This window comes from Mesorhizobium sp. ES1-6 (genome assembly GCF_020164775.1).
Lineage (GTDB): Bacteria > Pseudomonadota > Alphaproteobacteria > Rhizobiales > Rhizobiaceae > Mesorhizobium.
Genome location: NZ_JAIUGU010000004.1, coordinates 94,727 through 111,615 on the forward strand (window position 1 = coordinate 94,727; position 16,889 = coordinate 111,615).

The following is a 16,889-nucleotide window of genomic DNA, read 5'->3' on the forward strand; positions in this document are numbered from 1 at the left end:
ACAGCGGCGGCAGACGGGCCGCTCAGCTCCAGCCGCCGCCGTAGGTCCGGTAGAAGATATGCAAGCCGATCTTGGTCATCTTCTGCATCGTGCGCGCCCAGCCGGGATGGACATATTGGGCATAGTAATGGGTCGACGAGCCGACCTCCGGAATGAAGATCTTGCCGGCGGTGACGGCCATGCCGATGTCCTGCGCGGTCTTGTAGGCGACAGGATTGTCGATGCGCTTTTTCCTGCCGTCACAGGCGAACGAGAACTGGCAGCGGTTGAACCAGCTGTCGTTCTGGTAGACGACGCCGCAGATCGAATTGGGATAGGCGGGATTGCGGACCCGGTTGAGGATCACCTGGGCGACGGCGGCCTGGCCGCGCACGGTTTCGCCGCGCGCCTCGAAATAGATGCCGTTGGCCAGGCATTTCTGCTCCGGCTGGGAGAAGACGGTTGCCGGCAACGGGTTTTGTATCCACGAATGGTCGCCCTTGGCCATCGGCGGAATGAAGCGGCCGTTGTTGGGCTCTTCGTCCTGGAGCAGGACTTCGAAGGGTGAGGCCTTGGCATAGTCCGGCTCGGATTGCGCATAGGCGGTCGCCAGCACATCGGGATGGTCGTTGTTGACGAGCGCGGCAAGCATGGCCGGCACGCCGGGATCCGGCTTCTTGTCCTCACGCGCGTGGAATGCCGCGGCGATCTGGATTTCCTTGCCTTTGATCTGCGGCTTGGCGAAGGCCATTTTCAGGTCGCCGTCCATGCTCGGCCGCATCAGCGAGGAGGTCCGCTGGAAGATCGAACCGGCATTGAAGTTCTTCGGCGGCGCCACCGGAGAGACCTGGACGATGCGGCCCTTCTTGTCGGCGCGCATGACGCGATCCTCGTCGGGCGACCCGCTGACCTTGCCGCCCTTGCCGCGGAACGAGACGGAGCCGATGCCGGGAAGACGCACGCCGGACCCCGAGATCGAACCGGTGACGTCGGAATCGACAAACGGCATCTCGGCCGCGTGGACCGAACCGGCTATGGATTTCTCGACATAGGAGTTCCAGCGCGCGGTAGGCGATTCGAGGCCGGAGACGAGGCTGGTCATGTCCTGGTAGGCGGCGACGGTCGGAAAGCCGATCCAGATGCCGAGGCCAATGATGAGCGGAGACACAAGGCTGCGTTTCTCACCGGCGGCGGCGACCAGCCGCTTCAACACACGTCGATGCACGGAACTCTCTCCAGGAACGCTACTGACCCACTGGAGAGCAAAATGATGCATTAACCTTGATGGGACGTTAACGGGATCGGTCGGGTTTTCCCGGTCGGCTGGAGGTCGTGGCTTCGAAGTCGGGCGGTTTTGCGGCGGGAACGCTCAGGCCGGCCGCAGGAAGATGGGCCACGCGACAAGCGCGCAGGCGGCTGCCGACAGCCAGACGCCAGGCCATGACGAGAGGTGCAGCAGCCCTGGAATGGCCACCGGCACGAGGAAGAAGCCGACGAACACGAAGGTGTTGGCAAGGCTGAGTGCCGTTCCGACATGGCCAACACCGGCCAGCGTGGCAAGCTCGGTATAGGCAACGCCGTGCCAGGCGGAGACAGAGATGCCGGCAACGACAAGCACCAGGGGCAGGACGGCGATCAGGAAGGATTGGCTGGCAGGCAGCGCCGGAACGGCCAGGACCAGCACCCAGAGAACCACGAAGGCCAGCGCGCTGAGCGCACTGCACAAGCGCAGAAACCGACGGCGATTGCCATGGCGGTCGGTGAAGCGGCCGCTCCATACGCGCATGACCATGGCGCCGACCTGTACAGCGGCGAGGCTGGCGCTGATCGCCGCCGTGCCAAGCCCGGCGAAGTCGTGCAGGAACACCGACGCGAAAGTGAGAACCGCCACCTGCGGAAAGCAAAGCAAGCCGATGGCGGTCGAAATGCGCCAGACCTCGATGTTGCGCAACGGCGCCGGTCCGGCCACACCGGATGATGCGGCGTGACCCTCACCTGCCGTCGGCGGTTCGTGCAGCCAACGCCAGGCAAACAGGGCGGAGACGGCGGATGCCGCCGCCAGCAGCCCGAACACCGCGGCGAACCCGAAAGCCAGGGCAAGCGAAGGCAGGACGAGCGCGCCGAGGCCGCCGCCAAGCGGCACCGCCGTCTGCCTGATGCTCATGGCAAAACCGCGCTCGTTCTCGCGGAACCAGGCCATGATGGCGCGGCCGCTCGAGCCGTTGACACTGCCGCCGAGCAGTCCCGTGACAAGCAGGCTTGCCGCCAGCACTGTGACATCGGGAATGCCCGATGGTGTCGGCACGACCAGCATCGCCATTGCCAGAAGCCAGGCCGCCGTCGCGCCGAGCCCGATCAGAAGCACGCGGCGATCGCCCCAGCGGTCGGTGAGCAAACCCCAGGGCAATTCGCTGAGCGCGACCCCCAGCCCAAGCAAGCCGAGCGCCAGGCCGAGTTCGGCATTGCTCAAATGATAGCCCTGGCGAAGCACGACCGCCGTGGCCGGTATGCCCGAGAACGTAGCCGAAAAACCGGCATTCGCGGCGACGCCGATGCCCAGGACCTTCCAGCGATGGCCAGGGCTGAAGGTCCGGCCGGTCGCGTGGGTGGCTATGCTTGGCCCGAACGGCTGGCAATCGTTTCGCGTGACGGTGGCGGACATGATTTCATTCCCGTGACTGTGTGGTCGATCGGCCTTGACGGGATCGGTGTAACGCCATAGCTCCATCCATAAAATCAGGAAGTTTTTGATCAACAATCCTGAAAACAAGGACGATTATGCGACGCGTTACATTCGATCTCGACGTTCTCAGGACTTTCGTCACCGGCATGGAACTGGGAAGTTTCGCCAAGGCCGCCGAGCGGCTTGGCCGTTCAACCTCCGCAGTCAGCGCACAGCTGAAGAAACTGGAGGAGCAGGCCGATACGCCGATCTTCCGCAAGGCGGGGCGCGGCCTGGCGCTGACGGAGGCCGGCGAGACCATGCTCGGCTATGCGCGCCGGCTACTCGACCTGAATGACGAGGCGGCGGCGGCCATCCATGACGTCGAACTGGAAGGCTGGGTGCGGCTCGGCCTGCAGGAGGATTTCGGCGAGGCCGTGTTGCCCGAAGTGCTCGGGCGCTTCGCCCGAGCCCATCCCAAGGTCAAGATCGAAGCACGGATCGGACGCAGCCACGAACTGGCCGAGCGTGTCCTCTCCGGCAACCTCGATATCGCGCTCGCCTGGCATGACGGCACGACGCTGCCATACAGCCGGCATGTCGCCGACGTGCAGGCGCGCTGGATCGGCCCGGCCAAACCAATGGAGGCAGGCCCCCATAACGGCGAGGCGCTGCCGCTGGTGGTGTTCGAGGCGCCGTGCCTTTTGCGCACCGTGGCGACCGAGACTCTGGATCGCGCCGGGCGGCCATGGCGCATGGCATTCTCCAGCCCCAGTCTTGGCGGCATATGGGCGGCGGTTGCCGCCGGCCTTGGACTGACGATCCGCACCGATATCGGCCTGCCTGCCACTGTCAGGGCGCTGGCGCCCGGAGTACTCGGGCTGCCGCCACTGCCAAGGATGGCCCTGCACCTGCACCAGAAGGATGCCGAGCTCGACCCGGTCGCGGCGCGGCTGGCCGACATCCTGTTGCAATCGGCGTTCGAGGCGTTGCCGGAGGGCGCCGAGACAAAAGAGAACCTACTGAAAGTCGCTTAGTCTCTTAGCCGACGCCCTTCGATTTCGTCAGGCCGGCGTTGCGACAAGCAACAGGTCAGCGCTTCTTGGCGCGGCCCGCGAACGGATTATCGGAAGTCCTCAGTGCAATGCGGATCGGCACGCCCGGCATGTCGAAGGCCTCGCGCAGGCTGTTGGAGAGATAGCGGACATAAGATTGCGGCATCGCATCCGGCCGCGAACACTGAACCACGAAACCCGGCGGCCGGGTCTTGGCCTGGGTGACGTATTTGACCTTCAGCCGGCGCCCGGCGACAGCGGGCGGCGGGTGATGTGTCAGGATGGCCTCGAGCCAACGGTTGAGCTTGCCCGTCGAGACGCGGCTGTTCCACACCTTGTGCGTCTTCAGCACGGCATCCATCAGCTTGTCGAGCCCGCGACCGGTCTCCGCTGAGACAGGCACGGCCTGGATGCCGCGCACCTGCGGCAGCAGCCGCTCGGTCTTCTCGCGCAATTCCGCAAGCAGTTCCTGCGGATTGTCGATCAGGTCCCATTTGTTGAAGGCGATCACCGGCGCCCGGCCCTCGCGGATGATCAGATCGGCAATCTGCAGATCCTGCTTCTCGAAGGGAATGGTGGCGTCGAGCACGATAATGACGATCTCGGCGAAGCGGATGGCGCGCAAACCATCCTGCACCGACATCACTTCCAGCTTTTCGTGGATCCTGGCCTTGCGGCGCATGCCGGCCGTATCGAACAGTTTTATGCGGCGGCCGCGCCAGTCCCAGTCGACGGAGATGGAATCGCGGGTGATGCCGGCTTCCGGTCCGGTCAGCAGCCGCTCCTCGCCGATCAGCGCATTGATCAGCGTCGACTTGCCGGCGTTCGGCCGTCCGACGACGGCGATGCGCATCGGCTTGGTGTCGTCATAGGTGGGCTCGGCGTCCGGATCGGCGATGTCCTCGCCAATCAGCACCTCGCCCGCGGTCTCTTCGCCTTCGCCGTCTTCGTCTTCACCGAAGGCGCGCTCCTCGCCAAGTGCCGCGATCACCGCGTCGCGCAAATCGGGCATGCCCTGGCCGTGCTCGGCCGAAACCGGGATCGGCTCGCCAAGGCCAAGTTCCCAGGCTTCCAGCATGCCGCCCTGCGCGCCCTTCGCCTCGGCCTTGTTGGCGACCAGAACGACCGGCTTGCCGGATTTGCGGACGATTTCGGCAAAGGTCCTGTCGTCCGGCAGCAGGCCGGATTTGGCGTCGATGGTGAAGAAGATCAGGTCCGCCTCGCGGATGGCGATTTCGGTCTGCGCGCGCATGCGGCCCGGAAGGGTCGAAGCGCCGGCATCCTCGAAGCCGGCGGTATCGATGACATCGAAATGCAGATCGTAAAGCTTGGCGGCATGGACGCGACGATCGCGGGTGACGCCCGGCGTGTCGTCGACAAGCGCCAGCTTCCTTCCCACCAGCCGATTGAAAAGGGTCGATTTGCCGACGTTAGGTCTGCCGATGATGGCGACTTTGAAGGTCATCCCACCCTACATCTTCCGTGCATGTCGTGGTCCCAAACCGCTGCGCGCTTTGGGTAAGGGGTCACGACGCACTGCCCGACCCGCGGATCAGTTCGGACATCAAGGTCGCCCGCTCGCGCGTGTTGCGCGGCGCGCCGTCATCGGAAGCGATCTGGTCGAACAGCTTCAGCGCGTCCTGGGTCTTGCCTTCCTTCCAGGCGGCAAGGCCGAGCGCCTCGCGCGCCGTGTGGCGGAGCGTGTTGGTGTCCGAGGTCAGCGCCTCGACGCGGCTCGACACGTCGGCGAAGGAGCCGTGATCGACGAGCAGGAGCCCCGCCCTCAGCCGCGCCATGTCGCGCAGGCCCTGGGGAATGGCGGTGTCGGCGGCGACATCGTCGAAATCCTTGACGGCGGCATCGACGTCGCCCTTGTTGGCCTTCACCGTCGCGGCGCGCATGCGCGCGAGCAGTGGATAGGCGCCGTAGCCATCCTTTTCCAGCTGATCGAGCGCGGCCAGCGCTTCATCGTTCTTGCCGTCATTGGCGAGCTTCAGCGCCTGGGAGAAGGCATCGCCGGAGCGGTTGGCGCGCGTCTCGTCCCAATAGCGATAGCCGACGAAGGCGGCGGTGCCGAGCACCACCAGGGCTGCGATGACAATCAAGGCCGGGCCGAAACGGTCCCACAGCTTCTGCGCCTGTTCGCGGCGGATCTCGTCATTGACTTCGCGGATAAAACTGTCGTCGGACATCAATCAAAACCATTCCTGCCCCGGGCCGGGGCGGTTCATGAGCCCGCGTTTTAGCGAAATTTTGTCGGCATGGAAGGGGTTCAACCGGAAAATCGGCTATTCCTGGGGCAAACGGAAGTTTGTTCCTGGGGCAAACGGATGCTTGTCCCCCTGGACAACCCACGAAAACCCCAATCGCACCCGCGCCACATTTGCGCGATAGCCGGCTTGCTGACCACCCGGAGCCTGTAAATTTGCCGATGCCTTGTTTGTCCCGCGTTGTCGCGTTCTCGCTTGCCTCGTTCGCCACCGCCGGCGCGGCCCTGGCCGATCCGCCCGCGCCACCAGCACCGGCAAGGCCGAAACAGGTCGTCATCATCTCCTTCGACAGCGCGCGCGACATCCCGCAGTGGAAGCGCAGCCGAGCGCTGGCCCAGCGCACCGGGGCGCATTTCACCTATTTTCTGTCCTGTGTCTTCCTGCTGTCGCCCGAGACACGCGGCCAATACACCGCACCTGGCAAGACAGGGGGCAAATCCAACATCGGCTTTGCCGCATCCAGACAGGAGGTGGCGGACCGGCTCGAGCAGATCGGGCTTGCCGCATCCGAAGGCCACGACATCGCCAGCCATGCCTGCGGTCATTTCGACGGCAAGGGCTGGAGCAAGGCCGACTGGCTGAAAGAGTTCGGCTCCTTCGAGCACATTCTCGAAAACGCCTACGCCATCAACGGCATTGCGCCCGAACCCGAAGGCTGGCGCGATTTCGCGCGGCATGCGGTGGTCGGTTTCCGGGCGCCGTATCTGTCGACAGGCAAGGCGCTTTACGAGGCGCTGCCGGCGGCCGGCTACCAGTTCGACGCCAGCGGCGTCTCAAAGGGTCCTGCCCTGCCGCAGACCGTCGACGGCATCACCAGATTCTCCCTGCCGCAGATTCCGGAAGGGCCGAAATCGCGGCCGGTGATCGCCATGGATTACAATCTCTATGTCCGCCATTCCGGCGGTTTCGAGCGGCCGAGCAAGGCCGGCGAGTTCGCCGACCGGACCTACCAGGCGTTCCGCGCCGCCTTCGACGCGCAATATCAGGGTAAGCGCGTTCCGCTGGAACTCGGCTTCCACTTCACGCTGATGAATGACGGCGCCTACTGGAACGCGCTGGAACGCTTTGCCGGCGAGGTCTGCGTCAAGGCCGATGTCGAATGCATCAGTTTTCGCGATTATGTTTCGCGGCGGGACAGCAGCCAGAAGCAAGCGACGGTTGGCGGCTGAGCCGCCAACCTGGACCCCATGAAAACGTGGACTTCCTAAGCCGGATCTTCCGCGCCCTGCCTTGCCAGATAGCGCTGGTCGATTTCCGGCAGAGGCTCGCCCAGCAGCGTCGCCTCGAAGGCGCGCAGGCGTTTGTGCACCGACTGCAATTCGACGATGGTCGACCATGAGGTGAGCAGGAACTGCAGCGAACCCGTCACCTTGCCGAAGGCGTTCGAGATCTGGTTCAACGCGCCAAACGTAATCTTGTGCGCAACCAGCGACGGTCCGAGAATCAACAGCGAGAAAATGTTGTCGGCCTGCAGGTAGGTGTACCGGACGACATTGAAATAGATGTAGTGGAAATAGAGCCGGAAATAATTGTGCCGGACGTTGGCGAACAGCTCGGCGGTGGTGGCGGGTTGCGCCCTGTCCGCATGGTCCTCGCCATAGACCAGTTCCTTGCGGTAGGCGGCTTCGACGCGCTGGTTGCGGAACTGCAGCCCCGGGAGTTTCAGGCCCGCGATCATGACCGAGATCGTGCCGAACAGACACCAGGCGAGCGCGGCAACCACCAATGGCTGCGGGATCGCGCCGATGATCGGCAACTCGCTGATATGCGCCTGCAACTGGATCATGACCGGCAGGAAGGCGATCAGCGTCATGATCGACTGGACGAAGCTGGAGCCGAGATCCTCCATGATCTGCGAGAACCGCATCGTGTCCTCCTGGATACGCTGCGAGGCGCCCTCGATGTGCCGCAGCCTGCCCCAGTTCTCGATGAAGTAATTGTTCATCGCCGTGCGCCAGCGGAAGATCCAATGGCTGACGATGAAGGCATTGACCACCTGCACGTTCATGCCGACCAGCGCCAGCCAGGAGAAGTCGGCCAATCCGGTGTAGAACTCCGCGTTCGTCGACTTTCCGGTCCCCGACATCAAGCCCTGCACATAGTCAAAGAACGGGCCATACCAGGCATTGACGGCGACGCTGACCTGCACGTTGAAATAGATGAAAAACAGGATGACTGCCGTCATCAGGATCGACCAGCGCTGCCATGGATGCGGCGAATACCAGCTCCAGAACGCGTAGAAGATCGCCACGCAGAGCGCGAAATAGATGTAGAACCAGAGGAACGGTTTCGACACGAGAACGGCGATGCCGATGATGGGCGGCGCCCCCGCGGCTGCCGGCGGCAGGCCTATGAGGCTCCCCAATTGCTCCCCGCCGAAAAACCAGAACAGGATCGCCGCAAGGCTCCAGATGGCGGCCGAAGAGAAAAAGAGCTTCGGCTGCGGGAAGAAGGATACGAACACTGTGGCGAATTCCTCGATCTATGTGCAAATCAGGTGGTTCGGCGGGCATAAGGTCACACATTAGGAGGAAAGAAAATGCCCTGCCCGACGCCGGGTGCAGAGCAAGACCACAAATCATGGCGATTTTGGCGCGGCCGACCATGTGACGGCGCCGGAGACGACCAGCACGGCCGCGGCGACGATGGAGGCGAGGAAGAAATCGCCCGACGCCTGGGCCAGCAACCCGGCCGCGATCGGGCCGATGATCTGGCCAAGACCGAAAGAGGCGGTCATCAGGGCAAAGATGCGCCGGGGTGACGCTGGCGCCTGCTGTCGGGCCGCCTGCAGGCCAAGCGCCGTGATGGCAATGAAGGTGCCGCCGAGGAGTATGCCGCCAAGCAGTGGTCCCGTGCGCCCGCCGGCGGTCACGCTCGCGGTCACGCCGACAACTTCGACGAAACATCCCAAGGCATAGGTGGCATAGAGCCCGATCCGCTCCGCTATCTTCTGCCACAACCAGACCGAAGGGAAACCGGCAAGGCCGGCAACCATCCACACCACCGCCTCGAAGACACGGCTGCCGCCGCCCTGGCGGACGATGGCGACGAGGAAGGTCGCCGTCACCACATAGCCGAAACCGAAAAGGCCATAGGCGACGATCACCTTGATCAGCGACCGGTCTTTCGGCAGCGCCGGTTCACGGGGGGCTGCGCCATCGGTGAGCGGACCCTCATTTGCCAGCAGTGCGACGGCGACGAAGCCGCAAGCCGAAATCGCACCCGACCACAGCCAGCCCTGCTCCCAGCCGGCATGCTCGGTGACCAGCACCGCCATCATCGCCGCCGATATCGCGATGCCGAGACCGACGCCGCCGAAATGCCAGGCCTGCAGGTCGCCGCGCCCGGCCGCCGCGATGTGGCTGAAAACGATGCTGGCCATGAACACCATGACGAAGGCGCTCGCCAGGCCGGCGAGAAAACGGATGGCGAGAAAGGCGGCCACGGCGTCGGTCAGCCCCATCAGGACGGCCAGCACGGCGTTGGCGCCGAGGGCGGCCAGCATCAGCGAACGCTCGCGTCCATGCGCCCAGTTGCCCGCCGCGACCAACGCGCCGACGAGGTAGCCGAGATAGTTGGCTGAGGCGATCCAGCCGGCATCGGCCGGCGACAGATGCAGTTCCTCCATCATGCCGGGCAGGATCGGCGTGTAGACGAAGCGGCCGATGCCCATGGCGACGGCCATGGCGATCATGCCGGCGAAGGCGTAGCGAAGCGCTGTCGATGGGGCCGATGTCATTGCAGTGCACAATAAATGTGCTGGCAGATGAAACAATCCGCCTTGTGTTGGGCCAGTACCGGGATCGCGGTTCAGCAGCGCCCGCCGAAACCGGCGTTCAGCGAAACGGTCTCATGCATTGTCCGGCACGCCGTCAGCCGGAACGGGACATCGCCGAGCTCCCGCTCCGACATCGCATCAAGCGCAGGATGCGCGAGCGGATCGGTCAGCCAGCTCAGCGTATCGATGTCGCAGCGCGTTTCATGTGACGAAGCGGCGTCGAACAGGACCTTCAGCGACGACAGCATCCTCAGCATTTCTGGCTCCGCGGGTCTGGCTCCCGTCGATAAGTCCGCCGTTTCGGCGTGTCTTTCAATTGAGATTTCGGTCGGATGGGTTTAGAAAATCTCAAATGGTCATGCTCAACCGCGTTCATCTCAACGGCCTGCGCGCCGTGGAAACCGTCGCCCGCCTCGGCTCGCTCGCGACCGCCGCCAGCGAACTCAACGTTTCCGTCAGCGCCGTCAGCCAGCAGATCAGCCGCACCGAGAAGCAGCTCGGCCAGGCCCTGTTCGAGCGTACGACCAGCGGTCTGGTGCTGACCGAGTTCGGCGCCATCTTCGCGGCCCGTCTTGGCGCTGGATTTCGCGAGCTTGCGCAGGCCGTGGCATTGGCCGACGAGGCGACGCAATGCACATTGGTGGTTTCGGCAGCCCCGGCCTTTGCCTCGAAATGGTTGTTGCCCAGACTTTCGCGGCATTTCGACCGCCATCCCAACGTGCTGTTGCGCATCGACGCCTCGGTGCGGCTGGCCAATCTCGATCATTCCGACATCGACATCGCCATCCGGCTTGGCGACGGCAAATGGCCGGGCGGGAAGGCGGAGCTGCTTCTGGCGCAGGAAGTCTTTCCGGTCTGCGCGCCTGGCATCGCACGAAAACTGAAGTCGATCGGGGACCTTGCGCAGACCTGCGCCATCACCGACGAGCGGGCGATGATCAACTGGGAGAGCTGGTTCGCGGCCGCCGGCGTTCAACCCGTCACCTTCCTGAAAGGTGCACGCTTCACCGACCCGATGCTGTGCCTGGAATCGGCGATCGCCGGCCATGGCGTGATGCTGGGGTGGCAATTGCTGGCAGCCGACGCGCTGGCCGACGGGCGGCTGGTGGCGCCGTTCGGCATTCGCGCCCAGAGCGGGCTCGGCTACTGGCTGGTGACCTCCGCTACCAAGGCCGAAAGCCGCAAGGTGCGGGACTTCAAGATCTGGATCCGCGAAGAGATCGCGGCGACTATGGCGCAGTTCGGATCGGCGGCCGCCGATCCCGGCGGCGCGATCACGGTGGAAAGCACCGCGGCACCGGTCTATGTTCAATCAGACATCCCACGACGACAGGCAGGATCATGACCACACATTCGCGCGGCGTTTCCGCTACGATCGACCCGGTGAAGCTCGACAGGCTGGCGGAAGTCGCCATCAAGGTCGGGCTGCAATTGCAGCCTGGACAGGATCTGGTGCTGACCTCGTCGATCGCGGCGCTACCGCTGACCAGGCGGATCGTCGAACACGCCTACAAGGCCGGCGCCGGGCTGGTGACGCCGATCTTCAACGATGACGAGATGACGCTGGCGCGCTACCGCTTCGGTGCCGACGCCGGTTTCGACCGTGCCGCCGGCTGGCTCTACGAAGGCATGGCGAAAGCCTTCTCCAACAATGCGGCGCGGCTTGCCGTGCGCGGCGAGGATCCCTCGCTGTTGTCGGCGCAGGACCCGGCGAAGGTGGCGCGCGCCAACAAGGCCAATTCGATGGCCTACCAGCCGGCGCTGGAAAAAATCACCGGCTTCGACATCAACTGGAACATCGTCGCCTATCCGGATCTGGCCTGGGCCAGGCAGGTTTTCCCAGGCGATGCCGACGACGTTGCGGTGGCGAAACTCGCCGACGCCATTTTCGCCGCCTCGCGTGTGGATGTGGAGGACCCGCTCGGCAACTGGGCGGCGCACAATGCGGCATTGCGCGGCCGCACCGAATGGCTGAATGGCCACAATTTCCATGCGCTGCACTTTACCGGACCCGGCACCGATCTGACGGTCGGACTGGCGGATGGCCATGAATGGATGGGCGGCGCCTCGACCGCCAAGAACGGCATCACCTGCAATCCCAACATCCCGACCGAGGAAGTCTTCACCACGCCGCATGCGAGGCGCGTCGAGGGTCATGTCTCCTCGACCAAGCCGCTGTCCTACCAGGGCACGCTGATCGACGAGATCTCGGTGCGCTTCGAAGGCGGGCGCATCGTCGAGGCCAAGGCCTCGAAGGGCGAGGACGTGCTGAAGAAAGTGCTCGACACCGACGAAGGCGCGCGTCGTCTCGGCGAGGTAGCGCTGGTGCCGCATTCCTCGCCGATCTCGGCCAGCGGCCTGTTGTTCTTCAACACGCTGTTCGACGAGAACGCCGCCTGCCACATCGCGCTCGGCCAGTGCTATTCGAAGTGCTTCGTCGACGGCGCCTCGCTCAGCCAGGACGAGATCGCCCAGCGCGGCGGCAACAAGAGCTTCATCCACATCGACTGGATGATAGGGTCGGACAAGATCGACATTGACGGCGTCAACAAGGATGGCAGCCGCGTGCCGGTGATGCGCAATGGCGAGTGGGCCCAGGGGCTCTAGACGGTGGAGGTGTGATGGCCTTCGATATCGCGGTCAAGCGCGTCTACGAAGCACCTGACAAGGCCGATGGACAGCGGGTGCTGGTGGATCGGATATGGCCGCGCGGCGTCAGCAAGGTGGACGCCGCGCTGGCGCTCTGGCTGAAGGAGATCGCGCCGAGCGACGAACTGCGCAAATGGTTCGGGCACGAGCCGGAACGCTGGGCGGAGTTTCAGGAGCGGTATCGGGCCGAGCTGGATGGAAATGAAGCAACGGTGGCGCGACTGCGCGCTCTGCACGGCGAAGGCAAGGTGACGCTGCTCTACGGCGCGCACGACGAGGCGCATAACAATGCCGTGGCGCTGGCGGGGTATTTGCGCGGAAAAGGCTGAAGAACGGTGAACTGCTTCAAGGGCCGCAGGCGAAAGCATTCTCAATTAGCGATCGACCACTACGCGTTCGTCATCCCTCGGGCTGACCCGAGGATCCGTGCCGCGGCCTCCGTGGAGGGTGCAGCGGAGCAATAACCTGCACCGTTGCAACGTTCGTAAGTCACGGCATGGATCCTATGGTCCGCGCTGCGTCGCTTCGCTCCTTGCTTCGCCATAGGATGACGAAGTAAGGGGTGCCCTACTTCCCCACCGCCCCCTCATAAACGTCCGGCTTGAACCCGACGAGGACGCTGTCCCCAACCTCCAGCACCGGACGCTTGATCATCGTCGGCTTGGCCAGCATCAGGGCCTTGGCCTTGTTCTCGTCGAGGCCTTGCTTGTCCGCCTCCGGCAGTTCGCGAAACGTCGTGCTGCCTTTGTTGAGCAGCTTTTCCCAGCCGACCTCGCCGACCCAGCCATTCAGCTTGCCCGCCTCGATCCCTTCGGTCCGATAGTCATGGAAACGATAGGGCACGTCACGGCTCTCCAGCCAGACGCGCGCCTTCTTGATCGTGTCGCAATTGGTGATGCCGTACATGGTGATCGTCAAGACGTGCTTCCCGTGGCTGACAGTCGAATCCGTCTCGCAACCTAGAACCGCCCTTGCCGCTTTGCCAGCAGCTCGCGAAATTTGCGCTTGCCAATACTAAGGAATTTACCTAAGTATCGCTCATCACTTTTGGCGATGACCCAGGACCGATCGATGACGAGCCTCCAGAGCGCAAGTCCAAGCCTCCCGCCGATCGACGGCATTTTTCGCGCGCTTGCCGACCCGACCCGGCGGCGCGTGGTCGAGCGACTGAACAGGAGCCCCGCCTCGGTCAGCGAACTGGCGCAGCCTTTCGAGATGGCCCTGCCCTCCTTCATCGACCACCTCAAAATACTCGAAAGCTGCGGGCTGGTTCGGTCGCAAAAGACCGGCAGGGTCAGGACTTACGAGCTTGCGCCTGAACCGTTGAAACTTGCCGAAAGCTGGCTGGCCGAACAGCGCACGCTGTGGGAGCGCCGCCTCGACCAGTTCGACGCCTATGTGATGACCCTCAAGGAGCAGGAAAAATGAGCTATCCGTTCAAGCCGGATCCCAGACTGGACCTGATGCTGGAGCGCGCCATCGATGCGCCGCGCGAATTGCTGTGGAAAGCCTGGACGACACCGGAGCATGTCAAGCAATGGTTCACGCCGAAGCCCTGGTTGATCACCGACTGCGAGATCGATCTGAGGCCGGGCGGGCTGTTCCGGACACGCATGCAGTCGCCCGACGGCAAGGAGGTCAACGACCGCCATTGCTGCTATCTGGAGATCGTGCCGAACGAGCGGCTGGTGTGGACCGATGCGCTATTGCCCGGCTATCGGCCCTCGGGCGAGCCTTTCATCACCGCGGTCATTTCGCTGCACCCGGACGGCAAGGGCACACGCTACACCGCCACCGCCATCCATCGCGACGAGGCGACCCGCAACAGCCATGAAGAGATGGGTTTCTTCGACGGCTGGGGCACGGTGGCCGATCAGCTTGCGCAATATGTGAAGACGATTTGAGCCGCCGCATGATGGCCGGGTATGGCCCCGGCCATCATGCTTGGTTTGCCGACATGGAGCCCAAAGAGCAGGCTCCCGGCCGGTGAGATTCGCGGCTCAATAGTAAAAACGCTCTTCCGTGATCTTGCCGTTCTTGACCGTGTACAGGCCGACTTCATCCATGGTGACACGCTCGCCTGTGGCCTTGGGCGTGACGTCGAACTTGAAGCGCACGGCGAACTGGTCGCCGTTGACATAAGGGCCCTCGACCGAGCCACCGTGGACTTCGTGGTTTTCTTGCCACCATTGGCCCTTTTGCTTGAGAGCCTCTTTGCCATGGGCCACGGCCATTGGTCCTTCCATGGCTTCGTAGCTGACGATATCGTCGGCGTTGTACTTCTCGCCAGCACCGGCGTGATCGCCCTGCTGGAGCAGCTCGGTGAAATCCTTGGCAATTTCCGCGATTGGCATGTGTTCCTCCTGTTCAGACGCATTCGAAGTAGGGAAGCGCTTGCCGGTCCGCCAGCTTTGCCCTGATGACAGCTGACAAGGCGTGTCAGGACGATAGATATAGCGTGGCCGTGTGACGATGATGTCTCACATGCCGGCCAGGGAATCGTCCCGCCCGGTCAATTGCCAGCGTCCACGCTCCTCATAAATTCCCTTGCCGATGAGACTGTGAATCAACACAAAATCCCGCACCCACCACCTGACTGGGTCAATTGATCGTTCGCGAATTTTGGGAGCACGGGCTTCATCGCGAAGCAGCGTGACGTGCGGTTCAATGGACTTTGTGAGAAAGCCTTTTAACGGGCTGTCGGAAATCAGAGCGGCAAGGTTGCGCCAGAACCCCTGCAATGCCGGATTGCTGCCACTGCCACCGCGAAGGACGAGCGAACCTCCGCCAAAAGCCGATAGGCGATCGAACGAAACCTCGAAAGGTTTTGCGATCACCATGGAGCCTATGTGGCCGGCGATTTCGACTAACTTTTGAGGAAACCCGTCATGATCGCCGAGACCGACGAGCGAGATATGGATGTGGTCTTCCGGAACAAGCCAGCCTTGCAACCCCAGCTCCCGCTCGAGGGCGACAGCCTTGCACGCCAGGGGGCCGGCGATAGCGCTCTCGGCCAGTATGGCGAAGAATATCCGGTCGTCAAAATGTCGCTCGGACTCATCCCGTCGGCAAAACATCTGGCCGTTCTTGGCGGTTCCCAACGCAGGTTGCCTACTCATCACTACTCTCGACCGGGCAAGTTGCATCCGGTCGAGAAGTATAGAACATAGCAGGAACAAATCAAGCAGAAAATAGGCCGGCTTTGGCGAGGTCGCGCATCAGATGGCTGGCGCCGTAAGTCCAGTGGGGGCAGTCAGGCGACAGCCGCACGCGGTTGACCAGCGCGCCGAATTTCTCCGACGAGATGGTGACGATGTCGCCGACCTTGTGCGTAAACCCCTTGCCCTTTTCGCCGCGATCCTTCGACGGCACGAACATCGTGCCGAGATAGAGCGCCAGCCCGTCCGGATATTGGTGATGCGGCCCCATGGCGGCGGCAACCAGTTCCTCCGGCGAGCGGCTGATCTCGGCCATCGAGCTCGCCCCCTCCAGTGAAAACCCGTCCTCGCCCTCGACCTTGAGGCGCACGACGGCCTGCTTAACGTCGGCGATGGAGAATGTGTCGTCGAACAGCCGGATGAAAGGGCCAAGCGAGGCCGAGGCATTGTTGTCCTTCGCCTTGCCGAGCAGCAGCGCCGAACGCCCTTCGACATCGCGCAGATTGACGTCGTTGCCGATGGTGGCGCCGACGATCCTGCCGCTCGAGGCGGCGATCATGGCGATCTCCGGCTCCGGATTGTTCCAGGTCGACACCGGATGCAGGCCGACATCGGCGCCGAAGCCGACCGAGGCCATCGGCTGGCACTTGGTGAAGATCTCGGCATCCGGGCCGATGCCCACTTCCAGATATTGCGACCAGGCGCCGCGTGAAATCAGCTTGGCCTTGATCTCCATCGCCTCGGGCGAACCGGGCTTGAGCTTGGACAGGTCATGGCCGATCAGGCCGGCAATGTCGGCGCGGATGGCGTCGGCTTTTTCCGCCGAGCCGCGCGCCTGTTCCTCGATCACCCGTTCGAGCAGGCTGACGACGAAGGTGACGCCCGATGCCTTGATCGCCTGCAGGTCGACCGGGGAAAGGAGAGAGGGTTTTGCGCGGTCGCGCGTGGCTTCGAAACTGTTGGCCGCGATGTCGTCGAGCGAACCTATCGACGTACCCTTGGCCGAGCGCACATGGCCGGCCGGATCGGCCAATTCGCAGACGTCACGCACCGTCGGCGCAGCGCTCGACGTGATGTCGAAGACAGTGCCGTCGCGCACCGTGACCACCATGGGATGCGAGGCATCGCCGCTCCTGGCGCGGCCGACAAACAGGCCCTCGGTGGGCAGAAGCGTCGGATTGGTCATGGCAGCGGTCCTCTGATCATCGAAAAAATGCGGCTTGCCGGATCGGCGCGGCACTTTCACCGGATTTCGGTCAAAGGTCTATCCCATCGATAGTGGTCCAGAGCTTGGTGCCGCGCGTCGGTCGCCGCCTCGCCATCAAACATAAATTGGCT

At 63.4% G+C, this 16,889-nt stretch carries 18 protein-coding genes; 7 read left to right on the forward strand and 11 right to left on the reverse strand.

Annotated features, from left to right (window positions below; genetic code table 11):
• Positions 1-22: 22 nt before the first annotated feature.
• Together LB564_RS12570 and LB564_RS12575 are read right to left on the reverse strand one after the other, a co-directional pair.
• Positions 23-1,204 (reverse strand): cell wall hydrolase, encoded by a 1,182-nt coding sequence (locus tag LB564_RS12570; RefSeq protein WP_224538017.1) that lies wholly within the window; start codon positions 1,202-1,204, stop codon positions 23-25.
• Between the two features lie 144 nt (positions 1,205-1,348).
• On the reverse strand, positions 1,349-2,641 hold the full coding sequence (locus LB564_RS12575; RefSeq protein WP_224538019.1) for an MFS transporter: 1,293 nt from the start codon (positions 2,639-2,641) through the stop codon (positions 1,349-1,351).
• A gap of 116 nt (positions 2,642-2,757) precedes the next feature.
• On the opposite strand from LB564_RS12575, the gene LB564_RS12580 reads away from it, so the two are divergent.
• Positions 2,758-3,678 (forward strand): LysR substrate-binding domain-containing protein, encoded by a 921-nt coding sequence (locus LB564_RS12580; protein WP_140705733.1) that lies wholly within the window; start codon positions 2,758-2,760, stop codon positions 3,676-3,678.
• Positions 3,679-3,733: 55 nt separating this feature from the next.
• Here LB564_RS12580 and der read toward each other — a convergent pair whose 3' ends face one another.
• Positions 3,734-5,161 (reverse strand): ribosome biogenesis GTPase Der, encoded by a 1,428-nt coding sequence (der, locus tag LB564_RS12585; RefSeq protein ID WP_140705732.1) that lies wholly within the window; start codon positions 5,159-5,161, stop codon positions 3,734-3,736.
• Between the two features lie 61 nt (positions 5,162-5,222).
• Positions 5,223-5,888 carry a tetratricopeptide repeat protein gene (locus LB564_RS12590; protein WP_140705731.1) on the reverse strand — a complete coding sequence of 222 codons (666 nt, stop codon included), beginning with the start codon at positions 5,886-5,888 and terminating at the stop codon, positions 5,223-5,225.
• A 239-nt stretch (positions 5,889-6,127) separates the two neighbouring features.
• On the opposite strand from LB564_RS12590, the gene LB564_RS12595 reads away from it, so the two are divergent.
• Positions 6,128-7,135, forward strand: coding sequence for a polysaccharide deacetylase family protein (locus tag LB564_RS12595; RefSeq protein WP_224538022.1), 1,008 nt, complete (start codon positions 6,128-6,130; stop codon positions 7,133-7,135).
• Positions 7,136-7,170: 35 nt separating this feature from the next.
• On the opposite strand, the gene sbmA is transcribed toward LB564_RS12595, so the two are convergent.
• The 3 genes from sbmA to LB564_RS12610 all read right to left on the reverse strand — a co-directional run bounded on the left by sbmA (position 7,171) and on the right by LB564_RS12610 (position 9,992).
• A complete protein-coding gene (sbmA, locus tag LB564_RS12600; protein ID WP_224538024.1) occupies positions 7,171-8,430 on the reverse strand; it encodes a peptide antibiotic transporter SbmA in 1,260 nt (419 codons plus the stop codon).
• Positions 8,431-8,544: 114 nt separating this feature from the next.
• The gene (locus LB564_RS12605) at positions 8,545-9,705 is read right to left on the reverse strand and encodes a YbfB/YjiJ family MFS transporter (RefSeq protein WP_224538027.1); all 1,161 of its coding nucleotides are present in this window, start codon (positions 9,703-9,705) and stop codon (positions 8,545-8,547) included.
• A gap of 71 nt (positions 9,706-9,776) precedes the next feature.
• A complete protein-coding gene (locus LB564_RS12610; protein ID WP_318012799.1) occupies positions 9,777-9,992 on the reverse strand; it encodes a hypothetical protein in 216 nt (71 codons plus the stop codon).
• A 104-nt stretch (positions 9,993-10,096) separates the two neighbouring features.
• Between LB564_RS12610 and LB564_RS12615 the strand changes: the two genes are divergently transcribed.
• From LB564_RS12615 to LB564_RS12625, 3 genes are read left to right on the forward strand one after another with little or no spacing between them, the layout of a single operon-like run.
• Positions 10,097-11,089 carry a LysR substrate-binding domain-containing protein gene (locus tag LB564_RS12615; protein ID WP_224538032.1) on the forward strand — a complete coding sequence of 331 codons (993 nt, stop codon included), beginning with the start codon at positions 10,097-10,099 and terminating at the stop codon, positions 11,087-11,089.
• Positions 11,086-12,351 carry an aminopeptidase gene (locus tag LB564_RS12620; protein ID WP_224538035.1) on the forward strand — a complete coding sequence of 422 codons (1,266 nt, stop codon included), beginning with the start codon at positions 11,086-11,088 and terminating at the stop codon, positions 12,349-12,351. Before LB564_RS12615 ends, LB564_RS12620 begins: the two co-directional genes overlap by 4 nt.
• A gap of 14 nt (positions 12,352-12,365) precedes the next feature.
• A complete protein-coding gene (locus LB564_RS12625) occupies positions 12,366-12,722 on the forward strand; it encodes a DUF488 domain-containing protein (protein WP_224538037.1) in 357 nt (118 codons plus the stop codon).
• 238 nt (positions 12,723-12,960) lie between these two features.
• Here the strand turns inward: LB564_RS12625 and LB564_RS12630 are convergent, their stop codons facing one another.
• Positions 12,961-13,311 carry an ArsC family reductase gene (locus LB564_RS12630; protein ID WP_224538040.1) on the reverse strand — a complete coding sequence of 117 codons (351 nt, stop codon included), beginning with the start codon at positions 13,309-13,311 and terminating at the stop codon, positions 12,961-12,963.
• 153 nt (positions 13,312-13,464) lie between these two features.
• Here LB564_RS12630 and LB564_RS12635 point away from each other — a divergent pair, with 153 nt between their 5' ends.
• Both LB564_RS12635 and LB564_RS12640 read left to right on the forward strand, forming a co-directional pair.
• Positions 13,465-13,821 carry an ArsR/SmtB family transcription factor gene (locus tag LB564_RS12635; protein ID WP_224538043.1) on the forward strand — a complete coding sequence of 119 codons (357 nt, stop codon included), beginning with the start codon at positions 13,465-13,467 and terminating at the stop codon, positions 13,819-13,821.
• Positions 13,818-14,297: an SRPBCC family protein gene (locus LB564_RS12640; RefSeq protein ID WP_224538044.1), complete on the forward strand. Its 480-nt coding sequence runs from the start codon at positions 13,818-13,820 to the stop codon at positions 14,295-14,297. The genes LB564_RS12635 and LB564_RS12640 overlap by 4 nt, the downstream gene beginning before the upstream one ends.
• Before the next feature lie 96 nt (positions 14,298-14,393).
• On the opposite strand, the gene LB564_RS12645 is transcribed toward LB564_RS12640, so the two are convergent.
• The 3 genes from LB564_RS12645 to LB564_RS12655 form a co-directional block, all read right to left on the reverse strand.
• Positions 14,394-14,747, reverse strand: coding sequence for a nuclear transport factor 2 family protein (locus LB564_RS12645; RefSeq protein WP_224538046.1), 354 nt, complete (start codon positions 14,745-14,747; stop codon positions 14,394-14,396).
• A gap of 126 nt (positions 14,748-14,873) precedes the next feature.
• Complete coding sequence (locus LB564_RS12650; RefSeq protein WP_224538048.1) at positions 14,874-15,494, reverse strand: 2'-5' RNA ligase family protein; 621 nt, start codon at positions 15,492-15,494, stop codon at positions 14,874-14,876.
• Positions 15,495-15,573: 79 nt separating this feature from the next.
• Positions 15,574-16,737, reverse strand: coding sequence for a fumarylacetoacetate hydrolase family protein (locus LB564_RS12655; RefSeq protein ID WP_224538050.1), 1,164 nt, complete (start codon positions 16,735-16,737; stop codon positions 15,574-15,576).
• Positions 16,738-16,889 lie beyond the last annotated feature (152 nt).